Source organism: Actinoplanes sp. NPDC049668, from assembly GCF_044465445.1.
GTDB lineage: Bacteria > Actinomycetota > Actinomycetes > Mycobacteriales > Micromonosporaceae > Actinoplanes.
The window spans coordinates 45,139-70,681 of sequence record NZ_JBITLR010000010.1 but is presented as its reverse complement, the minus strand read 5'-3'; the positions used below and the strand labels follow the sequence as shown (position 1 = coordinate 70,681).

Genomic DNA, 25,543 nt, shown 5'->3' with positions numbered 1-25,543 from the left:
CCGTGGCTCACCAGAACGCTGAAGATTCACTTCTACGGGGTACGCAGTTCGATGACCGTGACCTGCGGCGGGGCGCCGACCCGGACCGGCGGCCCCCAGAATCCGGCGCCGTTGGTCACGTAGACGGGCACGCCGTCGACGTCGCCGAGCCCGCTCACGACTGGCTGCTGCAGCGGCACGAGCAGGTTGAACGGGACCATCTGGCCGCCGTGCGTGTGCCCGGAGACCTGCAGGTCCACCCCGAACGGGGCGGCGTCGTGGGCGACGACAGGCTGATGCGCCATGAGCACGACGGGGCGGCCGGTGTCGCGGTCACCCAGAGCGCGCTGCAGGTCGGGTCCGTCTCCGAAGTCCGCGCCGCCCAGGTCGTTGACGCCGGCGAGGTCGAGTCCGCCGAGCTCGACCCGGTCGTTACGCAGCGGCCGGATGCCGAGCCGGGCCACCTCGGCGATCCACTCCTGGTGCCCTGAGTAGTACTCGTGGTTGCCGGTGACGAAGTAGGCGCCGCGCCGGGATTGGATGCCGGCCAGCGGCGCGGCGAACCTGCCCAGCTCCGCGACGCTGCCGTCGACCAGGTCCCCGACGATGCAGACGATGTCGGCGTTCACGGAGTTGATCAGCTCGACGATTCGGGTGGTGTGCCGGATGCCGGTGAGGGGGCCGAGGTGGATGTCGGAGACGACGGCGAGCCGGGTGCCGTCCATGGCACGGGGGAGCTTGGCGAGGGGGAACTTGACCCGGTCGAGCTGCGGCGGCCCGAGAGCGGTCTTGACGCCGTAGCCGGTGATCGCGGCAGCGGTCAGCCCGGCGAAGATCGCGGCACCCCTGGCGAGCAGAAGCCGACGCTCGATCCCAGGCTGCTGAGCCGGCACCTCAGCCCCAGCAGCGCCCGCCACGGCGGTGTTGTCGCGGGCGGTGTTGTCCCGGGCGGTGTTGTCCCGGGCGGTGTTGTCCCGGGCGGTGTTGTCCCGGGCGGTGCTGTCGCGGGCGGTGCCGTCCCGAGCAGCGGTGCTGTCTCGGGCGGCGGTGCTGTCTCGTGCGGCGGTGTCTCGAGCGCTAGTGGTGTCCAGGGTGGCGGCGGAGTCCTGCCTGACGGCGGAGTCCAGCGAGTGCGCCGTCCGGGCGACGCCGGGCGTCGAGCTTGCGGGAGAACCGGAGGTGCTTGCGGGAGAACCGGAGGTTTGGGCGGACCGCGGGTCAGTGTCCGACCCCGGCTCTGTGGCCTGCCCCTGCCCGATGCCCGGTCCAGCTGCGGTGGGCGCCCTCGTCTCATTGGCGAGCGATGCATCGGCCGGTGCTGACGCCGCCGCCGATGCCGGAACTCCGACGAGATGGGCTGTTTTCGAGCTGCTTGATGCGCGCTTCTCGGCCGCGCTGATCCGCAAGTTGATAATCAGGCGGGGGATTTCGAGGACCGCGAGCGTCACCAGCAGGTAGAACATCAGTGCGATCCAGAGGAACCCCGGCCAGGCCAGCCACTCAAGGCCGAGCCGCGTGCCGATCAGCGTTGCCGGGACCAGCAGGGCGAGCAGAACCGCCGCCCAGCCGCCGAGCTTCCGCACCCGGCCTGGCCGCAGCGGGTCACGAACCAGCCGCTTCCACAGGTAGAAGTGGATCAGGCCGATCACGATGATGATCAGCCCAAGGAACGCGAACAAGCTCAACCCCCTGCGAACGGCGGCAGGACATCCACCGTCGCGCCGACGGGCAACACCGCCTGTCGATCATGACAGGCCAGGCCGTCGACCAGGAAGCTGGCGGCCTTGAGCACCACGGCGAGCCGTTCTCCGTGCCGCTCGGTCAGGACGCTCGTCAGATCCTCGACGGAGGTGGCGGCGATGCGCTCGGCCGGCGTCCCGGCCGCGGCCCGAGCCCCAGCGAAGTATCGAACCTCGATCATCCCGCTCATCCCCCAACACCCAAAAATCGAGCCCCACGATCATCGCCCGTCGACGCCTGCTCGGTCCCGGGCGTCAGTTGGGTCGGGGAGATCAGTTGGGTCCCGCGCGTAAGCCGGGTGACGTGCGTCAGTTTGGGTCCGCGAGCTAGTCGGGTGACGTGCGTCAGTTGGGTCCCATGCGTCAGTTGGGTCCTGGGCGTCGGGTGGGTCCTGGGCGTCGGGTGGGTGGCTGGTGTCGGTTTGATCCCGGGCGTTGGTTTGGTCCCACCCGCTGGTTGGGTGGGAGGCGTTGGTTGGGTCCTGCGCGTCAGCTGGGTTCCGGCTGCCGGGTGGGTGGTAGGTGCCAGCTTGGTCTCGCACCCTGGTTGGGTGGCGGGCGTTGGTTGGGTCCTGCGCGTTAGCTGGGTTCCGGCTGCCGGGTGGGTGGTAGGTGCCAGCTTGGTCCCGCGCCCTGGTTGGGTTCCGGGTGTTGGTCGGGTCCCGCGCGCTAGTTGGGTCCCAGGCGTCAGTTCGGTGGGAGGCATCTCAGCCGCCGATCGCCGACATCGGGCGGGCGGGCTGCAGGAACGACGGGTCGTCGATGCCGTGGCCCGCGCGCTTGCCCATCATGGCGGCCTGCCAGGCCGCCATGATCTCTTCGTCGGACGCGCCGGCGCGTAGTAGGCCCCGCAGGTCGGACTCGTCGGTGGCGAAGAGGCAGTTGCGGACCTGGCCGTCGGCCGTCAGCCGGGTGCGGTCGCAATCGCCGCAGAACGGCCTGGTCACGCTGCCGATCACACCCACCCGGGCCGGGTTGCCGGCCGCGTCCCGGTAGCCCGGCACGATCCAGGTCTCGGCCGGCGCCGTTCCACGTGAAACCGGATCGGGTTGGAGCCCGAACGGCTCCAGCGACGCCAGGATCGCCTCGGCGGTGACCATCTCGTGCCGGTCCCACTGGTGCTGGGCGTCGAGCGGCATCTGCTCGATGAACCTCAGCTCGTATCCATGGTTCAGCGCGAAGAGGAGCAGCTCCGGCGCCTCGTCGTCGTTGACCCCGCGCATAAGCACAGTATTGATCTTCACGGGCGTGAGCCCGGCCTGTGCCGCGCCGGCCAGGCCCTTCAGCACGTCGGCGTGCCGGTCGCGGTGGGTGAGCTCGCGGAAGCGCTCGGGCGAGAGCGTGTCCAACGAGACGTTGACCCGATTCAGCCCCGCCTCGAGCAGCGGCACGGCCATCCGCTCAAGACCGATGCCGTTGGTGGTGACGGACAGCTTGGGCCGAGGGCTGAGCGAGGCTGCGGCCGAGACGATGCTCACCAGTCCGCGCCGGATCAACGGCTCGCCGCCCGTGAACCGCACGTCGGTCACGCCAAGCCGCTCAACGGCGATGCGAATCAGCCGCCCGACCTCGTCGTCGGTGAGCTGCTGCTCCCGCGGCATCCAGGCAAGCCCTTCCTCAGGCATGCAGTAGGTGCAGCGCAGGTTGCACCGGTCGGTCAGCGACACCCTGAGGTCGGTCGCCACCCGACCGAACCGGTCGGCGAGCACGCTCACGTCGGCCCCCGGCCTCGCCGGGCGCCCACGCCCGCGGAAGTAAGGAGCCACCCGCACGACCTGTCGACGTTGCTCACTGGTCGAACCTAGCTCTTGGGTACGACATTCGCCCCTACCCACTAACCGGTGGGACGCAGCCCACCGCGCGTCCCGAGGGCGCGCTGACGCCTGGGCGCGCGAACGACTGGCCACGAGGAGATCGACGGAGTCCTGCTCGTGTCTCTGCCACTGGATGTCGAGGCCACTGAAGTTCGGGTCTGCATGGGCACTGTTGGGGCTTGTGTCGCTGTGCGGTGGGTCTGCCAGGGTCCCTGCTGAAGTCTCCGGGCCACAGCCCGTCGGCCGCGAACAGCGGCCTTCTCGGCGGCGACCGATGACCGGCACCGTCCCGGACGCGAAGGCCAGCGTGACGGTGCACTTCTGGAGGGCCTGCTCAACCGAGGTCTTCGCCAACGCCAACCTCGACCGGCACGCTCCCGCCACTCGCGGTGGCCTCTGCCATTGGTTGTCAGGTCTGCGGGACTTCGCTAGGGCTTGTGTCGCTGGTTGTCAGGTCCGCGGGGCCTTGCTGGGGTTTGTGTCGCTGGTTGTCAGGTCCGCGGGGTCTCGCTGGGGGTTTGTGTCGCTGGTTGTCAGGTCCGCGGGGCCTTGCTGGGGGTTTGTGTCGCTGGGAGTCGGGTCTGCGGGGTCTTGCTGGGGGTTTGTGTCGCTGGGAGTCGGGTCTGCGGGGAGTCCTGAGGGGGCCTCAGCTGCTGGAGGCTCGGGTCTGTCGGAGCACTGCGCGGGTCTCAGCCGCCCAGCATCGCGTCCGCGGCGGCGCGGGCCGCAGCCCGGTATGCACCCCCGAACGCCGCCGTATGCACCAGCAAAAGGTGCAGCTGATGCAGCGGAACTCGCTCCCGCCAGCCGTCCGCCAGCGGCCACAGCTCGCCGTAAGCGGCAAAGATCGTCTCCAGGTGCGGAGCCCCGCCGAAGAGCGCGAGCTGAGCAAGGTCGGTCTCCCGATGGCCGCCGTGCGCGGCAGGGTCGACAAGCCACGCCCGCCCGTCGGCAGCCCAGAGCACGTTCCCCGGCCACAGATCTCCGTGGATGCGGGCGGGCGGCTCCTCCCCGCCGTAGGTCTCGATCTTCGAAATGACCCGCTCCACGACCGCGGCATCCGCCGCCGACAGTGCGCCGGTGTCGACCGAGATCCTCAGGTACGGGCGCAGCCGCCGTTCCGCGAACCACGGACCCCAGGGGCTGGCGGACAGCGTGTTGTCCTGGGTCAACGGACCGATGAACCCCGCCCAGCCGGCGCCGAACGCCTCGGCACCCTTGCGGTGGAGCCCGGCCAGATCCCGTCCGAACCGTTCGGCGGCCTGGGGCGTCGCCGGACCGGCATCGATCCACTCGAGCGCGAGCATCTCCGGAAGCGCGACCACGACCTCCGGGACCGGTACGGTGCCCGCCTCCCGGAGCCATTCCAGCCCGGCCGCCTCGGTGGCGAAGAAGTGCTCGGGAGCGTTCCCGGACGGCCAGGTCTTCGTGAACAGCGACGCGCCATCGTCCAAGGTCAACCGGGATGCGGCGCACACGTCACCTCCGCCGACAGGGGTCTCCCGTATCCGCTGGTGCGTGAGAAATGTCGGGAGGTGCTGGGGGTGCGCGCGCAGGTACGCCAGATCCACCGCCTTATCTTCCACTTCGGGTTACGGCGTGCCCGATTCGGAGTCAAAATGTCGGCATGACACCTGTCGCGGTGCGTCCGTACCGGCCGAGCGATCACAGCGCTGGTCGCCGTCTGTGGTCGGAGCTGACCTATCAGCACAACCAGATGTACGGCGATGGCGCGGACGACGGTGGTGCCGGCTTCGAGGAGTATCTGACCCGGCTGGACCTGAGCGGCCTGTGGGTCGCCGACCACGCGGACGACGGCGTGATCGGGCTGGTCGGCCTTATCATGCGGGGCAGGGCCGGCGAGGTGGAGCCGGTCGTGGTCACCGGCTCGCACCGGCACAAGGGTGTCGGCCGCAAGCTGCTTCGGCACGTGGCGTCGGAGGCCAAGAAGCGCGGCATGGTGTCGCTGACGATCTCGCCTTCGTCGCGGAACGTCGATGCGATCCGCAGCCTGCACGCCGCGGGATACGACGTGGTGTCGTCGATCGAGTTGACCATGGACCTGGACCGGCATGCCCACGAATGGCAGCAGGACGGGCTGGAGTTGCATGAGTTGCAGTTTCGTTCCTGAGCGCGTTTCTGCGCTCGCCCCCTGTGGATAACCGAGTTATCCACAGGTCAGATCTTCGGCACGCGGCGGACCCGCCGACTCCGCCACTCTGCTCGGCATGACGAAGCTGAAGGTCAGTTCTCCCGCCGAGCTCATCTCCGCCGTGCCGTTCTTGATCGGCTTTCACCCGGCGGACAGCCTCACGGTCGTGGCGATGCGCGGCCCCGAGATCGCCTTCGCGGTGCGAGCCGACCTGCCCGAGCTGGGCGCGCCGGCCGAGGAGGCGAAGGCGGCAGTGCTCCACCTGGCGTCCGTTGTCATCAGGCAGCAGGTCCAGGCCGTCGTGATCATCGGATACGGCGACGAGGAGCGCGCGACGCCCGCAGTCCTCCGCATCTCGGACGTCTTCCGCAAGGTCGGCCTCGTGATCATCGAGGAACTGCGGGTCGAGGACGGGCGGTACTGGTCATTCCTGTGCTCGGATCCAACCTGCTGCCCGCCGCAAGGACTGCCGTGCGAGCCACCGGACAGCGTGGTGGCGGCCGAGGCGACGTTCGCGGGCGCGGTGGCCCTGCCGAGCCGCGAGATGTTCGCGGCGCAGGTGGCACCGGTGACCGGCGACGACCGCGAGGCGATGAAGGCGGCAACGGCACGCGCAGTCCTACGCCTGGCCGCCCTCGCCGCCGCAGACTCCGCCCCGCCGCCGCCGGAGCCGGCACCTGCGGAGATCGTGCCTGCTGGGACGGCCCCTCCGGGGATCGCGTCTGCCGGGGCCATGTCCGCCGAGGCTTCGTCCGTGGAGGCCGCGCCTGCGGGGGCCGTGCCCGCGGAAGCCATGCCTGCGGAGGCCGTGCTTGCGGGGGCCGTGTCCGCGGGGGCCGCGCCTGCGGGGGCCATGTCCGCGGAGGCCGCGCCTGTGGAGGCCGTGTCCGCGGGGGCCACGCCTGCGGAGGTGGTGCTTGCGGGGGTCGCGTCCGCGGAGGCCGTGCCTGTGGAGGCGGTGTCCTCGGGGGTCGCGTCCGCGGAGGCCATGCCTGCGGAGGTGACACCTGGGGAGGTCGCGTCCGCGGAGGTCGTGTCTGCTGGGACGGCACCTGCGAGGGCTGCGTCTGCAGGGTTGGGGCCTGCAGCGACCGTTCGGCTGGAGTCCACGCCGACGTCGGTGTCGAGCCTTGTGGGCGCCGCCGGCCCGAGTGACGCCGATCCGGCTCGGGCAGTCGAGCCCGCGGTCCCGATGCCAGACCCGGTATGCGATGCATCGGAGCAGGGGCCGGGCCTGGCGAAGGACGAGGTTCCGTTCCTGCCGGACGAGACGCGCTTCTTTCAGCAGGTGCGGCGGGCAGGTCGGCAAGCGGTCCGCGAGGCCGAGCGCAGTTACCGCGCGGGCGGACGCCTGTCCGACGACGAGGTCGCGTGGCTGGGCCTGCTGCTCATTCACATGCCGGTCCGCGACTACGCCTGGACCAGGACGCGCACCGAGGCGTGGGAGCTGGCGCTCTGGTCGGACGTGGTGCGCCGAGTGGAGCCCGCATACACCCCGGCGCCGGCCTCACTGCTCGCCTTCGTGGCCTGGCGTTCCGGATCGGGTGTGCTGGCAAGCGTCGCCGTCGAACGGGCGCTCGACGAGCAACAGGACTACTCGCTCGCCATGCTGGTCCACGATGCCCTGGTCAACGGGGTACACCCGGCGGTGCTGGACGGCTGGCCCGCAGTTGTCGGCGCGCCCGACGTCCCCCTCTACCCCGGCGATGACCCCGACAACGGCCCGGGCCCGCATGCGGAGCCCTATCGCGAAACCCCGGTCGACCCGGAACGAGCTGACCACCCAGAGTCGGCTGGCCGCGTGCAGTCCGCAGATCACCCAGAGCGCACTGAGAACCTGGAGCAGTTCACTCGGGTTGAGGAGCCCGCTCGGGCTGGGGAGTCCGCTCGGGCTGGGGAGTCGGTCCTGGCTGGGGAGTCCGCTCGGGCTGGGGAGTCGGTCCTGGCTGGGGAGTCCGCTCGGGCTGGGGAGTCGGTCCTGGCTGGGGAGTCCGCTCGCGTTGAGGAGCCGGTCGAGGCTGGGGAGTCCGTCTGGGCGGGGGAGCCTGCTCGCGTTGGGGAGCCGGTCGGGGCTGGGGAGCCCGTCCGGGCTCAGAAGCTCGCTGGCGCTGAGGAACTTGCCCGGGCCGAGGAGCCCTCTCGCGCTGAGCGGGTGGCTCGTGTTGAACGGGTGGGTCGTCCCGATTGCGATGGCGGCGCCGTGGCGATGGGCCGGCCCGCAAAGCGGGCGGCCCGGCCGCGAAACGCCCGCCGGGCCACCCGTCACCGTGGCTGAACGCTGCCGAGGCTGTGTGCGCTGCCGAGGCCGAGCCACGGAGGCGGTCTCAAGGTCGCGAGGTCTCCTGCCGGACGGTCTCCGCCCCCAGGTCACCGACCCGCAACTCCACGCTTCCACCGGGCGTCGGGTTGTCGGCCACCTGCTGCAACCCCGGCACCCGATCCTCGATCACGAACGTCGCCCGAGTGTGTACCGGCGCTCCAGCCTGGCTCACATACGGCAACACCTGGAAGTCCGCGGTCAGCGCGTCTTTGGTGATCGTCGTGCGGACGTAGCCGCGCTGATTGTTGTAGAAGCGCAGGTGCGGGTTCCAGGAGGCCCACGGGTGCCTTCCGCCAACGACGTCCGCACCGTTCCCGCCGGAGGTGATCGATGAGCACACCAATTCGGTACCCACCGTTCGCGACGTCGGGTCGGCGTAGTCCAGCTTCAGCTCGTCAGCCCAGTGCGCGTGCACGTCGCCCGTCAGCACCACCGGATTGCGTACGCCCGCGTCCACCCAGCCGCGGGTGATCCGGTCGCGGGAGGCCGCGTAGCCGTCCCACGCGTCCATGCTCACCACCGTCGGCGGTCCCGAGTTGTTGTCGCGCTGGCCGAAGAAGACCTGCTGGCCCAGGATGTCCCAGCGGGCCGACGAGCGGTGGAAGCCGTCGAGCAGCCAGGCCTCCTGCTTGGCGCCGGTGATCGAGCGCGACGGGTCGAGCGCGGCCGGGCAGTCCTTGTAGCCGTCGCCGCAGGCTTGGTCGTCGCGGAGCTGGCGGGTGTCGAGCATGTGGAACGTGGCCAGCCGGCCCCAGTGCAGTCGCCGGTAGAACCGCATGTCGATGCCGCGTGGAATCGAGGTTCGGCGCAGTGGCATGTTCTCGTAGTACGCCTGGAACGCGGCCGCGCGCCGGGCGAGGAACAGGGGGTCCGGCTGCTCCGGTACCTCGTCCGCCCAGTTGTTCTCGATCTCGTGGTCGTCGAAGACGACGGCCCAGGGTGCGACGGCGTGCGCCGCCTGCAGGTCCGGGTCGGTCTTGTACTGCGCGTGCCGCTGCCGGTAGTTCGCCAGCGTCACCGTCTCCGGGCCGGCGTGGTCGCGTGGATTGCCGCCGGGGGCGTTGTACGTGTCGGGCGCGTACTCGTACTGGTAGTCGCCCAGGTGCAGGATGAGGTCCGGTTCGTCCTCGGCCATCCGCCGGTACGCGGTGAAGTAGCCGTGTTCGAACTGCGAGCACGACGCGAACGACATCGCCAGGGTGCCGCCGCTCGCCCAAGGCGGCGGTGCCGTGCGGGTTCGGCCGGTGGGGGATATATACCGCTCGGCCCTGAATCGGTAGAAGTATTCGCGTTCGGGCGGGAGGCCGTGCAGCTCGATGTGGACGGTGTGCGCGGCGCTGGCCCGGGCCACGGTGCCGCCGGCGCGTACGACCCGGCGAAATACGGGGTCGGCGGCCAGTTCCCACCGCACGGGTATGTCGCGGGACGGCATTCCGCCGAGGCCGTCCTCCGACAGTGGGTTCGGTGCCAGCCGGGTCCAGAGCACGAATCCATCGTGCTCGGGGTCGCCCGACGCGACTCCGAGCGTGAACGGGTCGCTGCGAAGCGAACCCGGGTAGGGCGGCGGAGCGGACGCCATGGCCACCGAAGGCCAGGTGGCCACCGCGCCGGCCGCGGCGCCGCCGAGCAGGAGGGTACGTCGTGAGACTGTCATGCGAGGCTCCCAGCACTTGCGGTGATCGGAGGTCAGGAAAGCCTCATGAACGTGAATGTCTCGGCCACGTGGCAACGATTGACGCGCGCCGAAGACCGGATGAACTCAGACAATGACGCGCTGTGTTCCGGCATAGACGTTCATCGACGGTCCTCGCAGGAACCCGATGAGCGTCATCCCCGCCTCGTCGGCCAGCTCCGCCGCCAGGGTGCTCGGCGCGGACACCGCGGCGAGCAGCGGGATGCCGGCCATCCAGGCCTTCTGCGTCAGTTCGAAGCTGGCCCGCCCGGAGACGAGCAGCACGTGTCCGGTCAGCGGAAGCCGTCCCTCGCGCAGCGCCCAGCCGATCACCTTGTCGACCGCGTTGTGCCGTCCGACGTCCTCGCGCAGCGCCAGCAGCTCACCCTCGGCGGTGAACAGCCCGGCCGCGTGCAGCCCGCCCGTACGGTCGAAGGTGCGCTGAGCGGCCCGGAGCCGGCCGGGCAGTTCCGCGAGGACCTGTGCGGGCACCGTGCAGGTGTCCGCGGCGATGTCGAACTGCGAGCGGGTACGCACGGCGTCGATGCTCGCCTTCCCGCACACGCCGCACGAACTGGTCGTGTAGAAGTTCCGGCTCGGGTCGACGGCGGGCGGTGGCACGTCCGCGCCCAGCACCACATCGACCACGTTGTACGTGTTCGGCGTGTCCGTGCCCGCGCACAGCTGGGCCGTGACGACGTCCGCGGCCGTACGGATGATGCCCTCGGTCAGCAGAAATCCCATGGCGAGGTCGATGTCCTGGCCCGGGGTGCGCATGGTCACAGCGAGCGCCGCCTGCCGGAGCCGGATCTCCAGCGGCTCCTCGGCGGCCAGATCGTCGGGCCGCCGCCGCGGCTCGGCGCCGGTAGCCAGGTTGATCTTCAACACCGGTCTCCGGTTAGTCGAGCGCGCCATGACGACGAGCGTATGCCGCCCGGCACCCGGACCGCCCGACGCGCGAAGCGACACGAACAGGAGTCGCCCGGTAGGCGAAGCCCACCCCGAGACGCGGCCGGCCGCGACGCCCGCGGGTCGCAGAGCCAGCGGGTCGCGGGCCCGGCGTAAGTCGCGAGCCGGATGAGCCACGGAATCGGCGGGGCCGCGGAGCTGGCGGGGTCGTGAAGCTGGTTGGGCCGCGGAGGTGGTTGGGCTGCGGAGGTGGTTGGGCCGCGGAGCTGGTTGGGCTGCGGAGCTGGTTGGGGCGTGAACCTGGCGGGGCCGCGGAGCTGGCGGGGTCGTGAACCCGGCGGGTCGTGAAGCTGGCGGCGCCGTGAGGCTAGTGGTCGTGACGCCGGCGAGGTCATGGAGCCAGGGTCGGGGAGCTTGGTTGGGCAGTGGCGCCAAGCGGGTTGGGGATCTGGTGGGTTCGTGAAGCTGGTGGTGGTCATGAAGCTGGCGACTTCATGAGCCAAGGGGATCGAGGGCTCGTGGGTCGTAAGACTGGCGGAGGCTGCGGGGTCATGGATCCGCGAGGGCCGGGGAGCCAGAGGGTCGCGAAGTTGCGGGTCGTGGAGGCCGCGGGGTCGTGGAGTCGAGGGCCGAGGAGTCGGCGGGGCCGGGAGCGGTGGGGGCCGTAGAGCCACGGGATCGAGGAGCCGGCGGGCGGGAATCGGCGGGGATGTGAGCCGAGGGGATCGACGAGTCGGCAGGGTCGTGGAGGTCGGTTGGGAGCGCAAAGGCGTCCGCACAGTCACGCTCGTGCGGCCAACGGGATACGGTACGTACGTGGGGGGATTCGCGGCGGTGGTGTTGGCCGGCGGTGCGGCGCGTCGGATGGGTGGGGCTGACAAGCCCACCATCCCGGTTGCCGGACAGTCGATGCTGACGCGTGTCCTGGCCGCGGTGCACGACGCCGACCCGCAGGTAGTGGTCGGCCGGGTGCCTCCCGACCTGCCCGTTCCGGTCTCCTCCACCAGTGAGCAGCCGCCCGGCGGCGGCCCCGTTGCGGCCACGGCCGCCGGCCTCAAGCTCGTTCCCAGCGATGTCAGTTTTACCGCGCTGCTCGCGGCCGATCTGCCGTTGCTCACGGGCGAGGCCATCGACGTGCTTCGGCTCACGGTCGAGTCGGCGCCGATGCAGGGCGCGGTCTACCGGGACGCGGAGGGGCGTCGTCAGTCGCTCTGCGGTGTCTGGCGTACGGCGGCGCTGCGCGAGGCCCTCGACCAGGTGGCCGAGGAGCGCGGCGGCCTGCACGGCGCATCGATGCAGAATCTCATGGAGCATCTGCGGTTCATCGAGGTGTCGTGGCGACGCCCGGGACCGCCGCCGTGGTTCGACTGTGACACCGACGACGACCTGCGGACCGCGGAGGAATGGGCCCGGTGAACGTGCTTGATGCCTGGGTCCGTGCGGCCTGTGCGGAGCTGGACCTCGTGCCGGCGGACGTCGACACGGCGGAGGTGCTCGACGTTGCCCGCGATGTCGCGCACAACGTTCTGCGTCCGGGTGCGCCCGTGACGGCGTACCTGATGGGGATCGCGGTGGGGCGCGGCGCGGACCCGGCTGATGTGGCCGCGCGGCTGACCGCGCTGGCGGGCGGTTGGGCCGTCGACGGTCAGGAATGAGACGCGGCCCTCTGGGCCGGCCGCTCGCTCGATAGGGTGACGGGGCGGAGGTAACGATCATGATGGCGGAGAACACGGCTGACCAGTCTGAGGGCGTCCTGCTGGACGACCCGACCACTGCCGACCTGCGGGCGAAGGTGACCGAGGCCTGGCGGGAGTTCGCCGGGGCGCTGGGCGTGCTGCTGCCGACGCTGCCGGAGGGCGCGCACGTCGACATCACGCTCGACCCGACGGCGTCGGGCACCGGAACGGCCGTGTATTCGGTGAGTTTGCGGGTCGTGGCCGACGGCGTCGTCGAGGCGCTCGCGGTCGGCAACGCGGGGCTGCCCGAGGGCTTCCGGATGAACCGCTCCTCGGTCGCGGACCTGGTCGCGCTGGGCTGGTCGCCGCCGGGCGTGCTGCCGGACTCGGGCGACTCGTTCGGCCTCCGCTCGACCACGGCCGCGGCGAAGCAGGTCGGTGCGATCGTCTCCCGCACCCTGCGTGACGTGTACGGCGCGCCGCACCCCGCGTTCCTGGTCTACCTGGTGCATGACGGCGCGGACGAGCCGATCGAGACCGCGCCGCTCGGCACGGCCCGGCACGAGCCGAGCATCACCGCCGAGCTGAGCCTCGACGACCTCGACGAGGACGGCGTGCTCTCCGAGGCGCTCGCCAACGCCGCCGACGAGGTCATCCCGCTCGAGGAGCGGGTGCGCACGGTGGTCGCGACCATGTCGAAGACCACTGTCGACCAGCTTCAGGTCGACAACGACGGCGATATCGGCATCCGGGCCGGTTCCGCCATGGTCTTCGTTCGGGTACGCGACAACCCGCCGCTGGTCGACGTCTTCTCGCCGATCCTGACCGAGGTCGAGCCGACCGAGCAGCTCTACATGAAGCTGTCGGAGCTGACGAACAGGATGCCGATCGGCCGGCTGTACTGCGCGCAGGACACCGTCTGGGCGTCGATCCCGGTCTTCGGCCGCAACTTCCAGGCCACCCACCTCATGCTCGCCGTGCAGGTGATGACCGGGCTCGCCGACGAACTCGACGACCGGCTGCACGGCGAGTTCGGCGGCAAGCGTTTCTTCGGCGAGGGCGACAAGCCGGTGCCTGCGAAGGGAACCAAGGACGACGACGACCACCGTACGGGCATGTACCTGTAGGGCGCGTCAGTTGCTGGGCAGCCAGCTCAGCCGGTCCATGGTGGACAGGTTCGACGCCTGCATGCCCGATTCCGACAGCGTCCAGAGCACGTCTCCGACGACCAGCGAGCGCTGGATCATCGGCGGGTAGGCGGCGTTCTGCGGCTGGGTGACCCGGTCGGTGAGTTCGATGCCGTCGGTCACCCGCAGCGCCAGCGCCTCGCTGCCCGGGCTGATCCCGCTCCAGGTGTTCACCGGCACGACCAGCAGATTCGTGTTAGGCCACCAGAGCAGTGCGTGCGGGTCGTACTCGGCGTCGGAGTAGGCCTGCGGGAGGTGGTAGCGCGCGAGCCGCTTCGGCCGTGCCGGGTCCGAGACGTCGAAGAGCGAGATCTGGGTGCCCTGCGTACGCCCGTTGGCGTCGGCCTCCTGGCCGATGCCGATCAGGCGGTTCTCGCCGACCGGCTGCAGGTGCGCCGAGTAGCCGGTGATCTTCAGTTCGCCGGTGACCGCCGGCTTGGCCGGGTCGCTCAGGTCGAGGCTGTAGAGCGGGTCGGTCTGCTTGAACGTGACGACGTAGCCGCGGGCGCCGATGAAGCGGACGGAGTAGATCCGCTCGCCCTTGCCGAGCCCGTCGACGATCCCCGTCTGCACGAGCTTGCCGTCCCGCTCGGCCAGCACCCGGACGGCCGACCGCTCGGTCTTGGAGTTCGTGGTGGCGGCGCGCAGGTGCCCGTCCCACTCGGACAGCGCGTACTGGTTGATCAGGAAGCCGGGCACGGTGCCGGCGGCGCGGTATACGGGCGGCTGGTTGCCCTGGATCGCGAACTTGTAGAGGTCCGTCTCCTCGCGTACGGGCGTGGCCGCGCGGCCGAAGAAGCGTTCGAGCCGCCAGCGCTGGTCGCTGGCCAGGTAGAGGCTGTCCGGGGTGCCGTAGATCGTGTCGCCGTCGGCGACGATCGTGACGGGGTCTCCGCTGCCGAGGGCGGGCCGGGCCAGGTCGAAGGTCACGATGCTGACCAGGGAGCCGCCGGAGTAGTCCGTCGGCCGGCTGACCCGGCCGCAGTCGACGTTGCCCTTGGTGGTCTGCGTGCCGTCGGTGACCTCCCAGCCGGGCAGCCAGGCGGTGCCGGGTGCGGCGTCGATCGCGCGCTGGTTGGCGGCGACGCGCTTCTTCTCGTCAAAGATCTTCGGCGATTCGGGGAACTTGATCCGCGGCGTGGTGCGGAACACGATCCGCGCGGTGCTGCCGGTCATCCGGGCGTCGACCAGGTTGCCCTCGGCCCGGTACCGGCTGACGATCTTCGGCGCCCCGGTCAGGTCGACGAGCAGCACCTGCGGCCCCTCCAGCACCGCCGTCCGCTTGTCGACGAGGCGCCGGTGCAGGTATCCCGCCGGCACCAGCACGAGGGCCCGGTCGCCGGAGAGCAGCAGCTGGGGCTGGCCCTGCAGGTCCAGGTCGAGGCGGCCGGTCTCCCGGCGGCTGGCGGCGTCGACCACGCGCAGGTAGCCCTGGCTGATGGTGACGATCCGCCGCCCGTCGGTCTTGACCAGGTCGGGCTCGTCGGCGCCCTGCTCGTGCACGTTGGTGCCGGAGTACTGCTGCGGCGCGCCGGCCGCCTCCGCACCCTTGGCCGCCGAGTCGGCCGCGGTCCGGGCGCCGCCCTGGAGTGCCTCCGCCATGTACATTCCGCCGCCGAAGCCGTACGGCCCGACGTTGGCCTTCGCGGCCTTGCGCAGGTCGGTGATGAGTTGCTCGCACGAGTCGAACGCGACGAGCCGCATCGCGACGGGGTTGCCGCCGGTGGTGTGCGGGACGGCGGGCGGCGCCGGCCTCGGGCCGGGGTCCGAGGTGCAGGCGGCGAGCGGGAGCGTGAGGGCCAGAACGGCGCAGAGGATCGGGCGGCGCGACATGGGGGTGGGACGCCCGGAGGTCGTCGACGGTTCCTTGCTAATTCGGGGCGGGCACCGGCGTCGGCACCTCGACCAGCCGGGAGAGCACCACCATGCTGCGGGTGGAGGTCACGAACGGCTCGGCGCGCAGCCGCTCCAGCGCCTGCTCCAGGTGCCCGATGTCGGCGGCGCGCAGGTGTACCAGCGCGTCCGCCTGCCCGGACACCGTGTAGGCGCCCACGACCTCGGGATGGCGCCGGGTGGCGACGGTGATCTGCGCGGGGGTGGTCCGGCCGGTGCAGAAGAGCTCGACGAACGCCTCGGTCGTCCAGCCCACCGCGGCGGGCTCGATGACGGTCGTGAATCCCTTGATCACCCCGCTGGAGCGCAGGCGATCGACGCGCCTCTTCACCGCGGGCGCGCTAAGGGAGACCTTGGCGCCGATTTCGGCGTAGGAGGTCCGGGCGTCCGCGATGAGCAACGCAATGATTCGCTGGTCAACGGCGTCTATCTGCAACGATTCGCCTCCGACGAGCAAGACTTCGAGCTGTTTCGGCCGTTCCAGCCTACCTACCCTTTACCTCATGAGCTACACGGAGCGCTTGCCGCGTATCAGGACATATCTGATGTGTCCGCCTGAGCACTTCACGGTTGAATACGCGATCAACCCTTGGATGGACACCACCGTCCCGGTTGATCCGGCTCTCGCGCTCAAGCAATGGCAGCTGCTCCGCGACACCCTGACGGACCTCGGCCACACGGTCCACGTCCTGGACGCGCGCCCCGGCCTGCCCGACATGGTGTACGCGGCCAACGGCGCCTTCTCCGTCGACGGCACGGTGTACGGCGCCCGCTTCAAGCACCCGCAGCGCGCCGCCGAGGCGGCCGCACACCAGCTGTTCTACGCCGGCGGCCCGTGGAGTTTCGCCGAAGGTGTGCACGTCAACGAGGGTGAGGGCGACTTCGCGTACCTGCCGGGCGCGTACGGCGGCCTGATCCTGGCCGGGCACGGATTCCGTACCGATCCCGCGGCGCACGCTGAGGCGCAGGAGATCCTCGGCCGCCCGGTGATCTCGCTCCGGCTGGTCGACCCGGCGTTCTACCACCTCGACACCGCGCTGGCCGCCCTCGACGACAAGCACATCACGTACTACCCGGAGGCGTTCTCGGCGGCGTCGCAGCGCGTCCTGCGCCAGCTCTTCCCGGACGCGGTGATCGCCGACCGTGCGGACGCCGAGGCGTTCGCCCTCAACCTGGTCAGTGACGGACGCCACGTCATCCTCAACACCGAGTCGACCGCGATGGCCGAAAAGGTCCGCGCCGCCGGCTACAGCCCCGTGCACGTCGAGCTGAGCGAGCTCAAGCGCGGCGGCGGTTCGGTGAAGTGCGCGGTGGCGGAACTACGCCCTTGACGGTTGCCTGGGCGCCGTGCGGGAAGATGGATCGCATGACCGACGACACCCGCAACCCAGACACGCAGGAAGACGGTTCCGTCATGGTGGTAGGCCCCGACGGCCGCCCCCTGGGCACGGTGGAGTCCGACGGCACCCTCAACCCCGAGGAGCCCGGCAACCTGATCGAGCAGCCCGCAAAGGTCATGCGGATCGGCAGCATGATCAAGCAGCTGCTCGAGGAGGTCCGGGCGGCGCCGCTCGACGAGGCCAGCCGGGGGCGGCTGCGGGAGATTCACCAGCGCTCGATCAAGGAGCTCGAGGACGGCCTGGCGCCGGAGCTGCAGGAGGAGCTCGAGCGGCTCTCGCTGCCGTTCGAGGGCGAGGCCCCGCCGAGCGAGTCCGAGCTGCGGATCGCGCAGGCCCAGCTCGTGGGCTGGCTGGAGGGCCTGTTCCACGGGATCCAGGCGGCGCTGGTCGCGCAGCAGATGGCGGCCCGGCTCCAGCTCGAGCAGATGCGTGGCGCCAACGCCGGCCGCCCGGCGCTGCCGATGAGCCCGAACGGCGTCATCCCCGGCATGCCCGCGCAGGGCGGCGACCACTCCGGCCGCACCGGCCAGTACCTATAGGTCGAAGAGTTTCTCGAGGTAAACGGCCACGCCGTCCTCGTCGTTCGTGAGCGTCACCTCGTCGGCGACCTCCCGGACGGCGGGGTGGGCGTTGCCCATCGCCACGGACCGGCCTGCCCAGGCGAGCAGGGGCAGGTCGTTCGGCATGTCGCCGAAGGCCACCACCTCCTCCGGGGTGAAACCCTCGCGCTCGCAGAGCCAGGCGAGCCCGGCGGCCTTGGTGACACCGGCCGCGGAGATCTCCACCAGGGCCGACGAGGACGAGTGCGTCGCCTCGGCGATGCCGCCCAGCGTGCTGCTCACCAGCGCGGCGAACTCGTCCGGCCCGTAGCTGGCGGAGCGGGCCAGCAGCTTCACCGCCGGCACCGAGATCAGCTCCTCGCTCGAGGCGACCACCCGGACCGTCTTGTGCTCACCGTCCCAGTGCAGCGGCCACTTCTCCTCGTAGCGGAAGCTCCGGCCGTTCTCGACCTCGACGGCGAGCGTGATGTCCGGCACGGCCTCGCGCAGGTGCCGGGTCACATCGAGCAGCAGCTCGACGGAGAGCGGCGCCGCGCGCAGGATCTCGTCGGTGTCGGGGTCGTAGACCACGGCGCCGTTGGCGCAGACCGCCGGCAGCGGCTCGACCATCTGGTCGTAGAGCTGACGCAGCCAGCGCACCGGGCGGCCGGTCACCAGGACCGTCGGGATCCCGCGGGAGTAGAGCCGGTCGAGAATCTCGGTGGTACGGGGACTGAGCTTGCCGTCGGACCGGATCAGGGTGCCGTCGATGTCGGAGGCGACGAGACGAAAAGGTGGCATCACCTCGACAGTAGCCGGTCGAGATAGACGGCCACCCCGTCCTCGTCGTTGGACAGCGTGACCTCGTCGGCGACCGCCAGCACGGTCGGATGGGCGTTCCGCACGGCCACCCGGCTCCACCCGGCCCAGGCGAACATCGGCAGGTCATTGGGCATGTCGCCGAAGACCAGCACGTCCGCGGGGTCGACGCCGACGGCCTGCGCGACGACCGCCAGGCCGGTGCCCTTGTCGACGCCCGGCGGGCAGATCTCCACATAGTTCAGACCGGCCTGAGTGACCGATGCCACGTGCGGCGGCACGATCCGCTGTGCGGTGGCGAGCAGGTCGTCGACGTGCCGGTCGAACGAGCGGGCGAAGGCCTTGATCACGTCGCCGGCCACGCACCCCGCGCGCGGGCGCCGCTCGACGACGACCGGGTAGCGCCAGGTCGGGTCGTAGTCGCCCCAGAGCGGCGAGTCGTCGTGCTCCAGCGCCTCGACCATCACCGACAGCGGCCCGATCTCGGCCTCCAAATCGGCCAGCACGGCGGCGAGGTCCGGACCGGGCAGCCGCTCGCTGCGCAGGATCTGGCCCTCGCCCTGGTCGATGACCCAGCCGCCCTGTGCCAGCACGAGAAAGTCGGCGTTGCGGATGTCTTCGCGGGTCAGCCGGGTCAGCCGGGGGCCGCGGCCGGTGGCGGCGACGAGCCGGATGCCGGCGGCCCGGACCCGCTCCAGGACTTCGTGCGTGTAGGCGGACACCGTGTCGTCGCTGCGTACCAGGGTGCCGTCGAGGTCGGTCGCGATGAGCTTGGGGAGACCGGGCCTGGCCATCAATACCTCCGAGGGGGATGACGGCCCCCGCGGAGGGCGGAAGGAAAACGTTACACCGGCCCGGCTACCAGCGGCTATGACTTTTGGTAACGGGCCGGTGTCTCACTCGTTAGCGAACGGGTTCGAGCACGTCCCGCCCGCCGAGGTACGGCTGCAGGGCCTTGGGTACCCGCACCGAGCCGTCCGGCTGCTGGTGGTTCTCCAGGATCGGGATCAGCCAGCGGGTGGTGGCGAGCGTGCCGTTGAGCGTCGCCGCCGTCTGCGCCTTGCCGTCGGAGTCGCGGTAGCGGATGTTGAGCCGCCGTGCCTGGAACGTGGTGCAGTTCGACGTCGAGGTGACCTCGCGGTAGCGGCCCTGCGACGGCACCCACGCCTCGCAGTCGAACTTGCGGGTCGCGCTCGACCCGAGGTCGCCGGCCGCCACGTCGATCACCCGGTACGGGATCTCGACCTTGGCGAGCATCTCCTCCTCCATGGCGAGCAGGCGCCGGTGCTCGTCGGCGGCCTCCTCGGGCCGGCAGAACGAGAACATCTCGACCTTGTCGAACTGGTGCACGCGCAGGATGCCGCGGACGTCCTTGCCGTACGAGCCGGCCTCCCGGCGGAAGCACGACGACCAGCCGGCGAAGCGCTCGGGACCGGCGGCGAGATCCAGGATCTCGTTCGAGTGGTACGCCGCGAGCGCCACCTCCGACGTGCCGACCAGGTAGAGGTCGTCGGCCTCGAGCCGGTAGATCTCGCTCGCGTGCGCACCGAGGAAGCCGGTGCCCTCCATCGCCTCCGGCTTGACCAGCGCGGGGGTGATCGCCGGGGTGAAGCCGTGCTCGACCGCCTGTGCGATCGCCAGCTGGAGCATGCCGAGCTGGAGTAGCGCGCCGACGCCGGTGAGGAAGTAGAAGCGCGAGCCCGACACCTTGGCGCCGCGCTCGGTGTCGATCGCGCCGAGCGTCTCGCCGATCTCGAGGTGGTCCCTCGGGTTATCGATCTTGGGGAGGTCGCCGACCTCGCGCAGCACGACGAAGTCGTCCTCGCCGCCCGGCGGCACGCCGTCCTGCACCAGGTTGGGCACGGCGAGGTGGGCCTGTCGCAGGGCCTGGTCGGCCTCCGTCGCCGCGGCCTGGGCCGTCTTCACCGAGGCCGCGAGCTCCTTGGTACGGGCCAGCAGCTCCGCGCGCTCGTCGCCCTTGGCCTTCGACACCGCGGTGCCCAGGGACTTCTGCTCGGCGCGTACCGCCTCGAACCGCTGCGTGGCGGCCCGGCGCTCCTCGTCGGCGCGCAGCAGGTCGTCCACCGCCGAGGCGGACTCGCCGCGCAGCTCTTGGCTGGCACGGAAGAGGTCTGGGTTCTCGCGAAGCAGCCGCAGGTCAATCACGACGTCGAGCCTACCGGCGACGATGTCCCGCTTTCACCCCGATATGCATCAGCTGGGCTTGTCCCGATTGTCCTGGGTCGGGGTGAACGGCTTGGCGGGGGTCACGGTGAGGCCGATCGGCGCGTCGGGCGGCCCGTCCTCCGCGTCGGGCGCCGGCCGGCGCCAGGACCAGACCGGCGGCGGCTCCGGCGCCTCCTCCGGCGACTGCGGCCCGGCACCGGAGTCCCGGCCCGCCAGGTACATGGACAGCAGCGTCAGGGCCACCCCGACGGCGGCGCACCAGATGCCCCGGCCATGCGAGATCGTGACCTGGTCCTCGCCGAGATTGGTCGCGCCGATCTGGCCGAGGATGCGGCTCGTGTCGCCCAGGTGCGAACTCACCGCGGCCAGCATCCCCAGCAGGACGCCGCCGATGCTCAGCGCGGTGAGCCGGGTGTACCGGCGGCCGGCGGCCGGCCCGAACAACGTGAGGACCACCGCGGGCACCAGCAGGAGCAGCCCGGTCAGGTATCCGCCGGCCCAGCCGTCCAGGTCGGCGACGGTGGTCTCCAGCGGCCGGGCGCTCACCTCGCCGTCGCCCCAGAAGGCCGCGTCGACGTTGGTGACCTGCCACTCGGACACCAGCGAGCCGAACAGCGCGACCCCGCCGAGCACCGCGGCGAGCGGTACGACGCGGCGGTCGGCCGCGAGCCCGGCCAGGTGCGCGCCGGGACGGAAGCGGGTCCGCTCCGGCGCGGCGTCGTCGTCGGGGCCGAACTGGACCACGGCCTCGGCTGGCGTTTCCGGCATAGATCCATCATCGCCCCCGGCCCGTCCCCCGGCCAGCGCCCCGAGTCATGGACTAGCGTCAGGACATGCCTATTCGCACTGCTTCCGCCCGCTGGTCGGGCAATCTCACCGAAGGCTCCGGAACGATCAAGACCGGTAAGGGCGGGTACGAAGGGAACTATTCCTTCAAGTCGCGCTTCGAGGAGGGCGAGGGGACGAACCCGGAGGAGCTGATCGGCGCCGCGCACGCCGGCTGCTTCTCGATGGCGTTCTCCAAGGGCCTCGCCGATGCCGGCTTCACGCCGACCTCCGTCGAGACCACCGCCAAGGTCCACCTGGACAAGGGCGACGCCGGCTTCGGCGTCACCCGCATCGACCTCGAGACCGTCGGCAACGTGCCCGGCATCGACGAGGGCACCTTCCAGAAGATCGCCGAGGGTGCCAAGGAGAACTGCCCGATCTCTCGCCTGCTGTCGCCCGGCGCCGAGATCAGCCTGAGCGCCCGGCTCGCCTGACGCCCGACCGTGCTCCGCCCGCGCACGCTCGCGGGTGGAGCACAATGGGCGGCGTGCCGGTCGAGATGAGCCGTGAACGCTTCGAGGACCTGGTCGGCGAGGCGCTGGACGAGGTGCCGCCCGAACTTCTCAAGGTCATGAACAATGTGGTCATCCTCGTGGAGGACCTGCCGCCCGACGGGGGCATGGATCTGCTCGGCCTCTACGAGGGCACGGCGCTGACCGAACGCGGCTGGGACTACGCCGGCGTGCTGCCGGATCGCATCACCATCTACCGCCTGCCGACGCTGCAGGTCTGCGACACGGAGACGGACGTCATCGACGAGGTGGCGATCACCGTCGTGCATGAGATCGCACACCATTTCGGCATCGACGACCAGCGACTGCACGAGCTGGGATGGGGCTGAAAGGCCGACCTGGGCCGTTGCCGCCTGCGCCTACCCTGGTGTTCCACGCTTTACAGGAGGACCTTGATGCGCAGCGAACTGTTCTCGGCCGAAAACCTCGAGAAGGAGTCGAACCAGCCCGGGCTCAGGCTGCAGAATTCCAAACTTCTCAAGGCCGAGCTCAACGGCGAATTCATGGCCCGGGTCGGGTCGATGGTCGCCTACCAGGGCCAGGTCCAGTTCGAGGCGCTCGGCTCGGGCGGCCTCGGCAAGTTCCTGAAGCAGAAGCTGACCGGCGAAGGCGTGCCCCTGATGAAGGTCAGCGGCCGCGGTGACGTCTTCCTCGCCGAGAACGCCGCCGACATCCACATCATCGACCTCGAGCCGGGCGACGCCCTGTCGATCAACGGCGCGAACGTGCTGGCCTTCGACTCGACCCTGAACTACGACATCAAGATGGTCCAGGGCGTCGGCATGATGTCCAACGCGGGCCTGTTCAACTGCGTCTTCTCCGGCTACGGCCGGATCGCGGTGACGACCAAGGGCACCCCGGTCGTGCTCAGCGTCGACCAGCCGACCTATGTGGACCCGCAGGCGGCGATCTGCTGGTCGGCCAGCCTGCAGACCGGTTACCACCGGGCCGAGCAGATGGGCCTGGGCACCCTGCTCGGCCGCAGCACCGGCGAGCGCTTCACGATGAGCTTCGCCGGCCAGGGCTTCGTGGTCGTGCAGCCGTCCGAGGAGCCCCCGGGCGGCATCATGGGCGCCGCGCAGGGTCAGCAGCAGCAGGGCGGCATCCTCGGCAACCTGCTGGGCTGATCGAGCGCAAGCGTGGCCCGGCAAGGAGCGGACCACCGCACCTTGCCGGGCGGGTCAGCTGGGCCGGCCGGAACGAAGGCGGGACAGCCAGGCGGAGCTGTCGGCGAAGTCCGCGTCGGTGAGTCCCGGCTGCGACGGCAGGGGCTCCTCGGCCGCGGCCTTCGACCAGCGATGCCGCGGATAGGACCCGAGGAAACGCACGTCGGCACAGATCCGCCGCAGCCCCTGCAGCGCCTCGCCCAGCCTCGGCTCCGCGACGTGGCCGGTGCAGTCGAGGAAGAAGATGTAGACGCCGAGCTGCTCGCCGGTCGGCCGCGACTCGATGCGGGACAGGTTGATGCCGCGGACCGCCAGCTCCGTGAGCACCGACAGCAGCGCGCCGACCCGGTCGTGGTCGATCATCACCGCCAGCGACGTCACGTCGTCGCCGGTCGGTGGCCCCGGCGGCGCGGGGCGGGACAGCAGCGCGAAGCGGGTAACCGCGTCCGAGTGGTCGGCGATCTTGTCCGCCAGCACCGTCAGCTCGTTTCGCGGCACCCCGATCGGCGCGCAGATCGCCGCGTCGTGGGCGCCCGTCGCCGCGCTGATCGCCGCGGCCGCGTTCGACAGCACGTCGACCACGACGGCGTCGGGCAGGTTCGCCAGCAGCCAGTTGCGGCACTGCGCGGATGCCTGCGGATGCGCCGCAACCGAGCGGATCTGGGCGAGCGGCAGCGGCCGCGGCGCGGCGAGCACGAACTCCACCGGCAGCACGACCTCGCGGGTGATCACCAGTGGGTCGCCGGTGCCGATCTCGTCGAGGGTGACCGGCACGGCACCGCCGACGGAGTTCTCCAGGGGCACCAGCGCCGCGTCGGCGTCGCCGCAGCGCACCGCGTCGAGCGCCTCGGGCACGCTGCGGGCGGGGGTACGGATGCCGTGCTCGGCGGCGGGAATCGTCCGCAGCGCCTGTTCGGTGAAGGTGCCCTCCGGGCCGAGGTAAACGAAACGGGTGGGCGGGGTTCCCGGCATGCCGTCCACCTTAAGGCCCGGTCGGCTCAGGCCCCGCAGGCCCACACGCGGATACCCGTCGGCGCCTCGGTGCGGACCTTGACGCTGCACACGTCGGTGCCGGCCTCGATGACCTTGATCTTCGCGGGACTGCCCTTGGTGACGACCAGCAGGGGCTCGGCCGGGGTGTTCGCGTCGGCCGTCGCGATCTGCACGATCGTGAACTGCCACGTCTTCGCGCAGAACGGCCCGTCGATGACCTTCAGCTCGGTCGCCGGCACCCCCGGGCGGCCCTTTACCGCCGTGAGCACCTGCTGGCTGGTCGGCCCGTTCACGCACCTCGGGGCGGGCGTCGGCCGCACCGTCGTCGGCGTGGTGGTGATCGTCGGCAGCGTGGTGGCCGTCGGATAGGTCGGCACGCCCGCGGTCGGATAGGTGGGCACCCCGGCGGTGGGCAGCACGGTGGGCAGCCCGGTCGGCAGCCCCGGCACGACGCCGGACGGCGGGAGCGCGGAGGCCTCCGCCGATGCGTTGCCGGGCGCATCGGGGGGCGCGCTGAGCGGGGGCTCCGGCGGCTTGCCGCACGCGGCGAGAAGCGTCAGCGCGGCGAGGACCCCGGCGACCGGCACGAGCGGGACATTGCGGAACACGCGAACATGGTAATGGCGTCCGGGCATTGACGACCGTCACGATTCGGGTCGTATGCCGCGCCGGCGGCTACGCCGCGACGCGGTGCCCGACGGCCGTGAGCGTGTCCAGGGCCTCGCTGAGGCGAACCGCCGGGATCAGCAGGTAATCCGTGTCGTAGGTGGAGAACGCCACGATGTTCACCCGGGCCTCGGCCAGCGGGCCGACCAGCGAGGCCAGCACCCCGGTGAGCGCCAGGTCCAGCGGTCCGACGACCCGCAGGCAGCGCCAGGACGCCTCGACGGTGGCATTCTCCGGCACGCGGTCGGCCGGGCAGATGATCGAGAGCTCGTCGGGTGCCCAGGTCACCGAGATGACGCCCTTGACGTCCGGACCGCTGCTCAGGGAGGTGGGCAGGGCGGAACCGGCCGGCAGCCGGCACACCGCGTACTCCTCTGGTAGCAGATCTAGGTCGAGCATGGTGGGAACACTACGGTCCAGACCCCCACGATCCCAATGGGTAGCCGGTGCGTTGATCGCCACACGAACGAGTGACTAATACCGGATCGCCGAGAAGAAGGTCAGTGACGCGACCACGCGGCCGGCCTCCGACAGGGGCGTCGCGATGGCGTCGACCGTCAGGTGGCTCTCCTCGTCCGTCGGCTGGACCCGCATGAGACCACGGGCCAGCCGCTCGCTGGTGAGCGCGAGCAGCGGCGGGATCTTCTCGATCTCCTGCTCGGTGAGGTCGCCGCCGCTGGCCGTGAAGTCGATCAGGCGGAGCGCGCCCTCGCCGCCGAGCAGCGGCTGCCCGACCGCGTCGAGTCCCTTGCCCAGGCCGAGCAGGTCGCTCGCCGAGGGCGACACGGCCACGATTCTGAACGCCGTGTCGATGACCAGGCAGGGCTCAACGGCCTGCCAGACCGTCGCCGCCCAGCGGTCGACGCTCGAGACGAACTCGGACTCGTCCGGCGTACGCGCCTGCGGCACAAACGCTCCCGAGAGTGAGAGCTCGACGTGCGCCACCCGCACCTCCCTCATCATCCGTGCCGTCGGCCTGACCTGACTCCGGCCGGACTTGCTCGGGTTCGAAGCTTAAGCCTCGACTCCTCGAGTGTCCGGCCGGTGTTGCTCACGCCAACCCTCGACGGCAAGCGGTGCTCCGGAAGAAAC

At 70.7% G+C, this 25,543-nt stretch carries 26 protein-coding genes and 1 pseudogene; 11 read left to right on the top strand and 16 right to left on the bottom strand.

Annotated elements, in window-relative coordinates:
- Positions 1–32: 32 nt before the first annotated feature.
- Positions 33–890 (bottom strand): annotated as a pseudogene (locus ACIBSW_RS36255) (metallophosphoesterase); the annotation flags it as partial.
- 10 nt (positions 891–900) lie between these two features.
- On the opposite strand from ACIBSW_RS36255, the gene ACIBSW_RS36250 reads away from it, so the two are divergent.
- Positions 901–1,437 carry a pentapeptide repeat-containing protein gene (locus tag ACIBSW_RS36250; RefSeq protein ID WP_404799568.1) on the top strand — a complete coding sequence of 179 codons (537 nt, stop codon included), beginning with the start codon at positions 901–903 and terminating at the stop codon, positions 1,435–1,437.
- A 223-nt stretch (positions 1,438–1,660) separates the two neighbouring features.
- Here the strand turns inward: ACIBSW_RS36250 and ACIBSW_RS36245 are convergent, their stop codons facing one another.
- From ACIBSW_RS36245 to ACIBSW_RS36235, 3 genes are all read right to left on the bottom strand, one after another.
- Complete coding sequence (locus ACIBSW_RS36245; RefSeq protein ID WP_354722323.1) at positions 1,661–1,909, bottom strand: MoaD/ThiS family protein; 249 nt, start codon at positions 1,907–1,909, stop codon at positions 1,661–1,663.
- Between the two features lie 516 nt (positions 1,910–2,425).
- Positions 2,426–3,433: a GTP 3',8-cyclase MoaA gene (gene moaA / locus ACIBSW_RS36240; protein WP_354722324.1), complete on the bottom strand. Its 1,008-nt coding sequence runs from the start codon at positions 3,431–3,433 to the stop codon at positions 2,426–2,428.
- Positions 3,434–4,221: 788 nt separating this feature from the next.
- Positions 4,222–5,103: a fructosamine kinase family protein gene (locus tag ACIBSW_RS36235; RefSeq protein ID WP_354722325.1), complete on the bottom strand. Its 882-nt coding sequence runs from the start codon at positions 5,101–5,103 to the stop codon at positions 4,222–4,224.
- 56 nt (positions 5,104–5,159) lie between these two features.
- Between ACIBSW_RS36235 and ACIBSW_RS36230 the strand changes: the two genes are divergently transcribed.
- The gene (locus ACIBSW_RS36230; protein WP_354722326.1) at positions 5,160–5,663 is read left to right on the top strand and encodes a GNAT family N-acetyltransferase; all 504 of its coding nucleotides are present in this window, start codon (positions 5,160–5,162) and stop codon (positions 5,661–5,663) included.
- 97 nt (positions 5,664–5,760) lie between these two features.
- Positions 5,761–7,959 (top strand): DUF4192 family protein, encoded by a 2,199-nt coding sequence (locus ACIBSW_RS36225; RefSeq protein WP_354722327.1) that lies wholly within the window; start codon positions 5,761–5,763, stop codon positions 7,957–7,959.
- Between the two features lie 49 nt (positions 7,960–8,008).
- On the opposite strand, the gene ACIBSW_RS36220 is transcribed toward ACIBSW_RS36225, so the two are convergent.
- Together ACIBSW_RS36220 and fdhD are read right to left on the bottom strand one after the other, a co-directional pair.
- Positions 8,009–9,658 carry an alkaline phosphatase D family protein gene (locus tag ACIBSW_RS36220; protein WP_354722328.1) on the bottom strand — a complete coding sequence of 550 codons (1,650 nt, stop codon included), beginning with the start codon at positions 9,656–9,658 and terminating at the stop codon, positions 8,009–8,011.
- A gap of 105 nt (positions 9,659–9,763) precedes the next feature.
- Complete coding sequence (fdhD, locus tag ACIBSW_RS36215) at positions 9,764–10,591, bottom strand: formate dehydrogenase accessory sulfurtransferase FdhD (protein ID WP_354722329.1); 828 nt, start codon at positions 10,589–10,591, stop codon at positions 9,764–9,766.
- Positions 10,592–11,449: 858 nt separating this feature from the next.
- Here fdhD and ACIBSW_RS36210 point away from each other — a divergent pair.
- The 3 genes from ACIBSW_RS36210 to ACIBSW_RS36200 are packed head-to-tail and all read left to right on the top strand — an operon-like array spanning position 11,450 to position 13,388.
- Complete coding sequence (locus ACIBSW_RS36210; RefSeq protein WP_239087763.1) at positions 11,450–12,001, top strand: NTP transferase domain-containing protein; 552 nt, start codon at positions 11,450–11,452, stop codon at positions 11,999–12,001.
- Positions 11,998–12,240, top strand: a complete 243-nt coding sequence (locus tag ACIBSW_RS36205) for a DUF6457 domain-containing protein (protein WP_354722331.1) — start codon at positions 11,998–12,000, stop codon at positions 12,238–12,240. Before ACIBSW_RS36210 ends, ACIBSW_RS36205 begins: the two co-directional genes overlap by 4 nt.
- A 59-nt stretch (positions 12,241–12,299) precedes the next feature.
- Positions 12,300–13,388 carry a T3SS (YopN, CesT) and YbjN peptide-binding chaperone 1 gene (locus tag ACIBSW_RS36200; RefSeq protein WP_354722332.1) on the top strand — a complete coding sequence of 363 codons (1,089 nt, stop codon included), beginning with the start codon at positions 12,300–12,302 and terminating at the stop codon, positions 13,386–13,388.
- A 6-nt stretch (positions 13,389–13,394) separates the two neighbouring features.
- On the opposite strand, the gene ACIBSW_RS36195 is transcribed toward ACIBSW_RS36200, so the two are convergent.
- Together ACIBSW_RS36195 and ACIBSW_RS36190 are read right to left on the bottom strand one after the other, a co-directional pair.
- On the bottom strand, positions 13,395–15,281 hold the full coding sequence (locus ACIBSW_RS36195; protein WP_354722333.1) for a beta-propeller domain-containing protein: 1,887 nt from the start codon (positions 15,279–15,281) through the stop codon (positions 13,395–13,397).
- Between the two features lie 37 nt (positions 15,282–15,318).
- A complete protein-coding gene (locus ACIBSW_RS36190; protein WP_184998365.1) occupies positions 15,319–15,777 on the bottom strand; it encodes an Lrp/AsnC family transcriptional regulator in 459 nt (152 codons plus the stop codon).
- Between the two features lie 67 nt (positions 15,778–15,844).
- On the opposite strand from ACIBSW_RS36190, the gene ddaH reads away from it, so the two are divergent.
- The gene (ddaH, locus tag ACIBSW_RS36185; RefSeq protein ID WP_354722334.1) at positions 15,845–16,672 is read left to right on the top strand and encodes a dimethylargininase; all 828 of its coding nucleotides are present in this window, start codon (positions 15,845–15,847) and stop codon (positions 16,670–16,672) included.
- Positions 16,673–16,707: 35 nt separating this feature from the next.
- Positions 16,708–17,280, top strand: a complete 573-nt coding sequence (locus ACIBSW_RS36180) for a bacterial proteasome activator family protein (RefSeq protein ID WP_354722335.1) — start codon at positions 16,708–16,710, stop codon at positions 17,278–17,280.
- On the opposite strand, the gene ACIBSW_RS36175 is transcribed toward ACIBSW_RS36180, so the two are convergent.
- The 4 genes from ACIBSW_RS36175 to ACIBSW_RS36160 all read right to left on the bottom strand — a co-directional run bounded on the left by ACIBSW_RS36175 (position 17,275) and on the right by ACIBSW_RS36160 (position 21,054).
- Complete coding sequence (locus ACIBSW_RS36175; protein ID WP_354722336.1) at positions 17,275–18,081, bottom strand: HAD family hydrolase; 807 nt, start codon at positions 18,079–18,081, stop codon at positions 17,275–17,277. The two genes, ACIBSW_RS36180 and ACIBSW_RS36175, sit on opposite strands and share 6 nt — an antisense overlap.
- Complete coding sequence (locus ACIBSW_RS36170; RefSeq protein WP_354722337.1) at positions 18,081–18,893, bottom strand: Cof-type HAD-IIB family hydrolase; 813 nt, start codon at positions 18,891–18,893, stop codon at positions 18,081–18,083. The genes ACIBSW_RS36175 and ACIBSW_RS36170 overlap by 1 nt, the downstream gene beginning before the upstream one ends.
- A 109-nt stretch (positions 18,894–19,002) precedes the next feature.
- Entirely contained in the window at positions 19,003–20,265 is a 1,263-nt protein-coding gene (serS, locus tag ACIBSW_RS36165; protein ID WP_354722338.1) for a serine--tRNA ligase, read from the bottom strand.
- A 48-nt stretch (positions 20,266–20,313) separates the two neighbouring features.
- Positions 20,314–21,054 carry a hypothetical protein gene (locus ACIBSW_RS36160; protein WP_354722339.1) on the bottom strand — a complete coding sequence of 247 codons (741 nt, stop codon included), beginning with the start codon at positions 21,052–21,054 and terminating at the stop codon, positions 20,314–20,316.
- A gap of 65 nt (positions 21,055–21,119) precedes the next feature.
- On the opposite strand from ACIBSW_RS36160, the gene ACIBSW_RS36155 reads away from it, so the two are divergent.
- From ACIBSW_RS36155 to ACIBSW_RS36145, 3 genes are all read left to right on the top strand, one after another.
- Positions 21,120–21,548, top strand: coding sequence for an OsmC family protein (locus ACIBSW_RS36155; RefSeq protein WP_354722340.1), 429 nt, complete (start codon positions 21,120–21,122; stop codon positions 21,546–21,548).
- 44 nt (positions 21,549–21,592) lie between these two features.
- Positions 21,593–21,955 (top strand): metallopeptidase family protein, encoded by a 363-nt coding sequence (locus tag ACIBSW_RS36150; RefSeq protein ID WP_354722341.1) that lies wholly within the window; start codon positions 21,593–21,595, stop codon positions 21,953–21,955.
- 66 nt (positions 21,956–22,021) lie between these two features.
- Positions 22,022–22,753 (top strand): AIM24 family protein, encoded by a 732-nt coding sequence (locus ACIBSW_RS36145; RefSeq protein WP_354722342.1) that lies wholly within the window; start codon positions 22,022–22,024, stop codon positions 22,751–22,753.
- Positions 22,754–22,807: 54 nt separating this feature from the next.
- Here ACIBSW_RS36145 and pheA read toward each other — a convergent pair whose 3' ends face one another.
- The 4 genes from pheA to ACIBSW_RS36125 all read right to left on the bottom strand — a co-directional run bounded on the left by pheA (position 22,808) and on the right by ACIBSW_RS36125 (position 25,411).
- Positions 22,808–23,764, bottom strand: coding sequence for a prephenate dehydratase (gene pheA / locus ACIBSW_RS36140; RefSeq protein WP_354722343.1), 957 nt, complete (start codon positions 23,762–23,764; stop codon positions 22,808–22,810).
- A 26-nt stretch (positions 23,765–23,790) separates the two neighbouring features.
- Positions 23,791–24,393: a hypothetical protein gene (locus ACIBSW_RS36135; RefSeq protein ID WP_354722344.1), complete on the bottom strand. Its 603-nt coding sequence runs from the start codon at positions 24,391–24,393 to the stop codon at positions 23,791–23,793.
- A gap of 67 nt (positions 24,394–24,460) precedes the next feature.
- On the bottom strand, positions 24,461–24,850 hold the full coding sequence (locus ACIBSW_RS36130) for an ACT domain-containing protein (RefSeq protein WP_354722345.1): 390 nt from the start codon (positions 24,848–24,850) through the stop codon (positions 24,461–24,463).
- A gap of 75 nt (positions 24,851–24,925) precedes the next feature.
- On the bottom strand, positions 24,926–25,411 hold the full coding sequence (locus ACIBSW_RS36125; protein WP_404799567.1) for a hypothetical protein: 486 nt from the start codon (positions 25,409–25,411) through the stop codon (positions 24,926–24,928).
- Positions 25,412–25,543 lie beyond the last annotated feature (132 nt).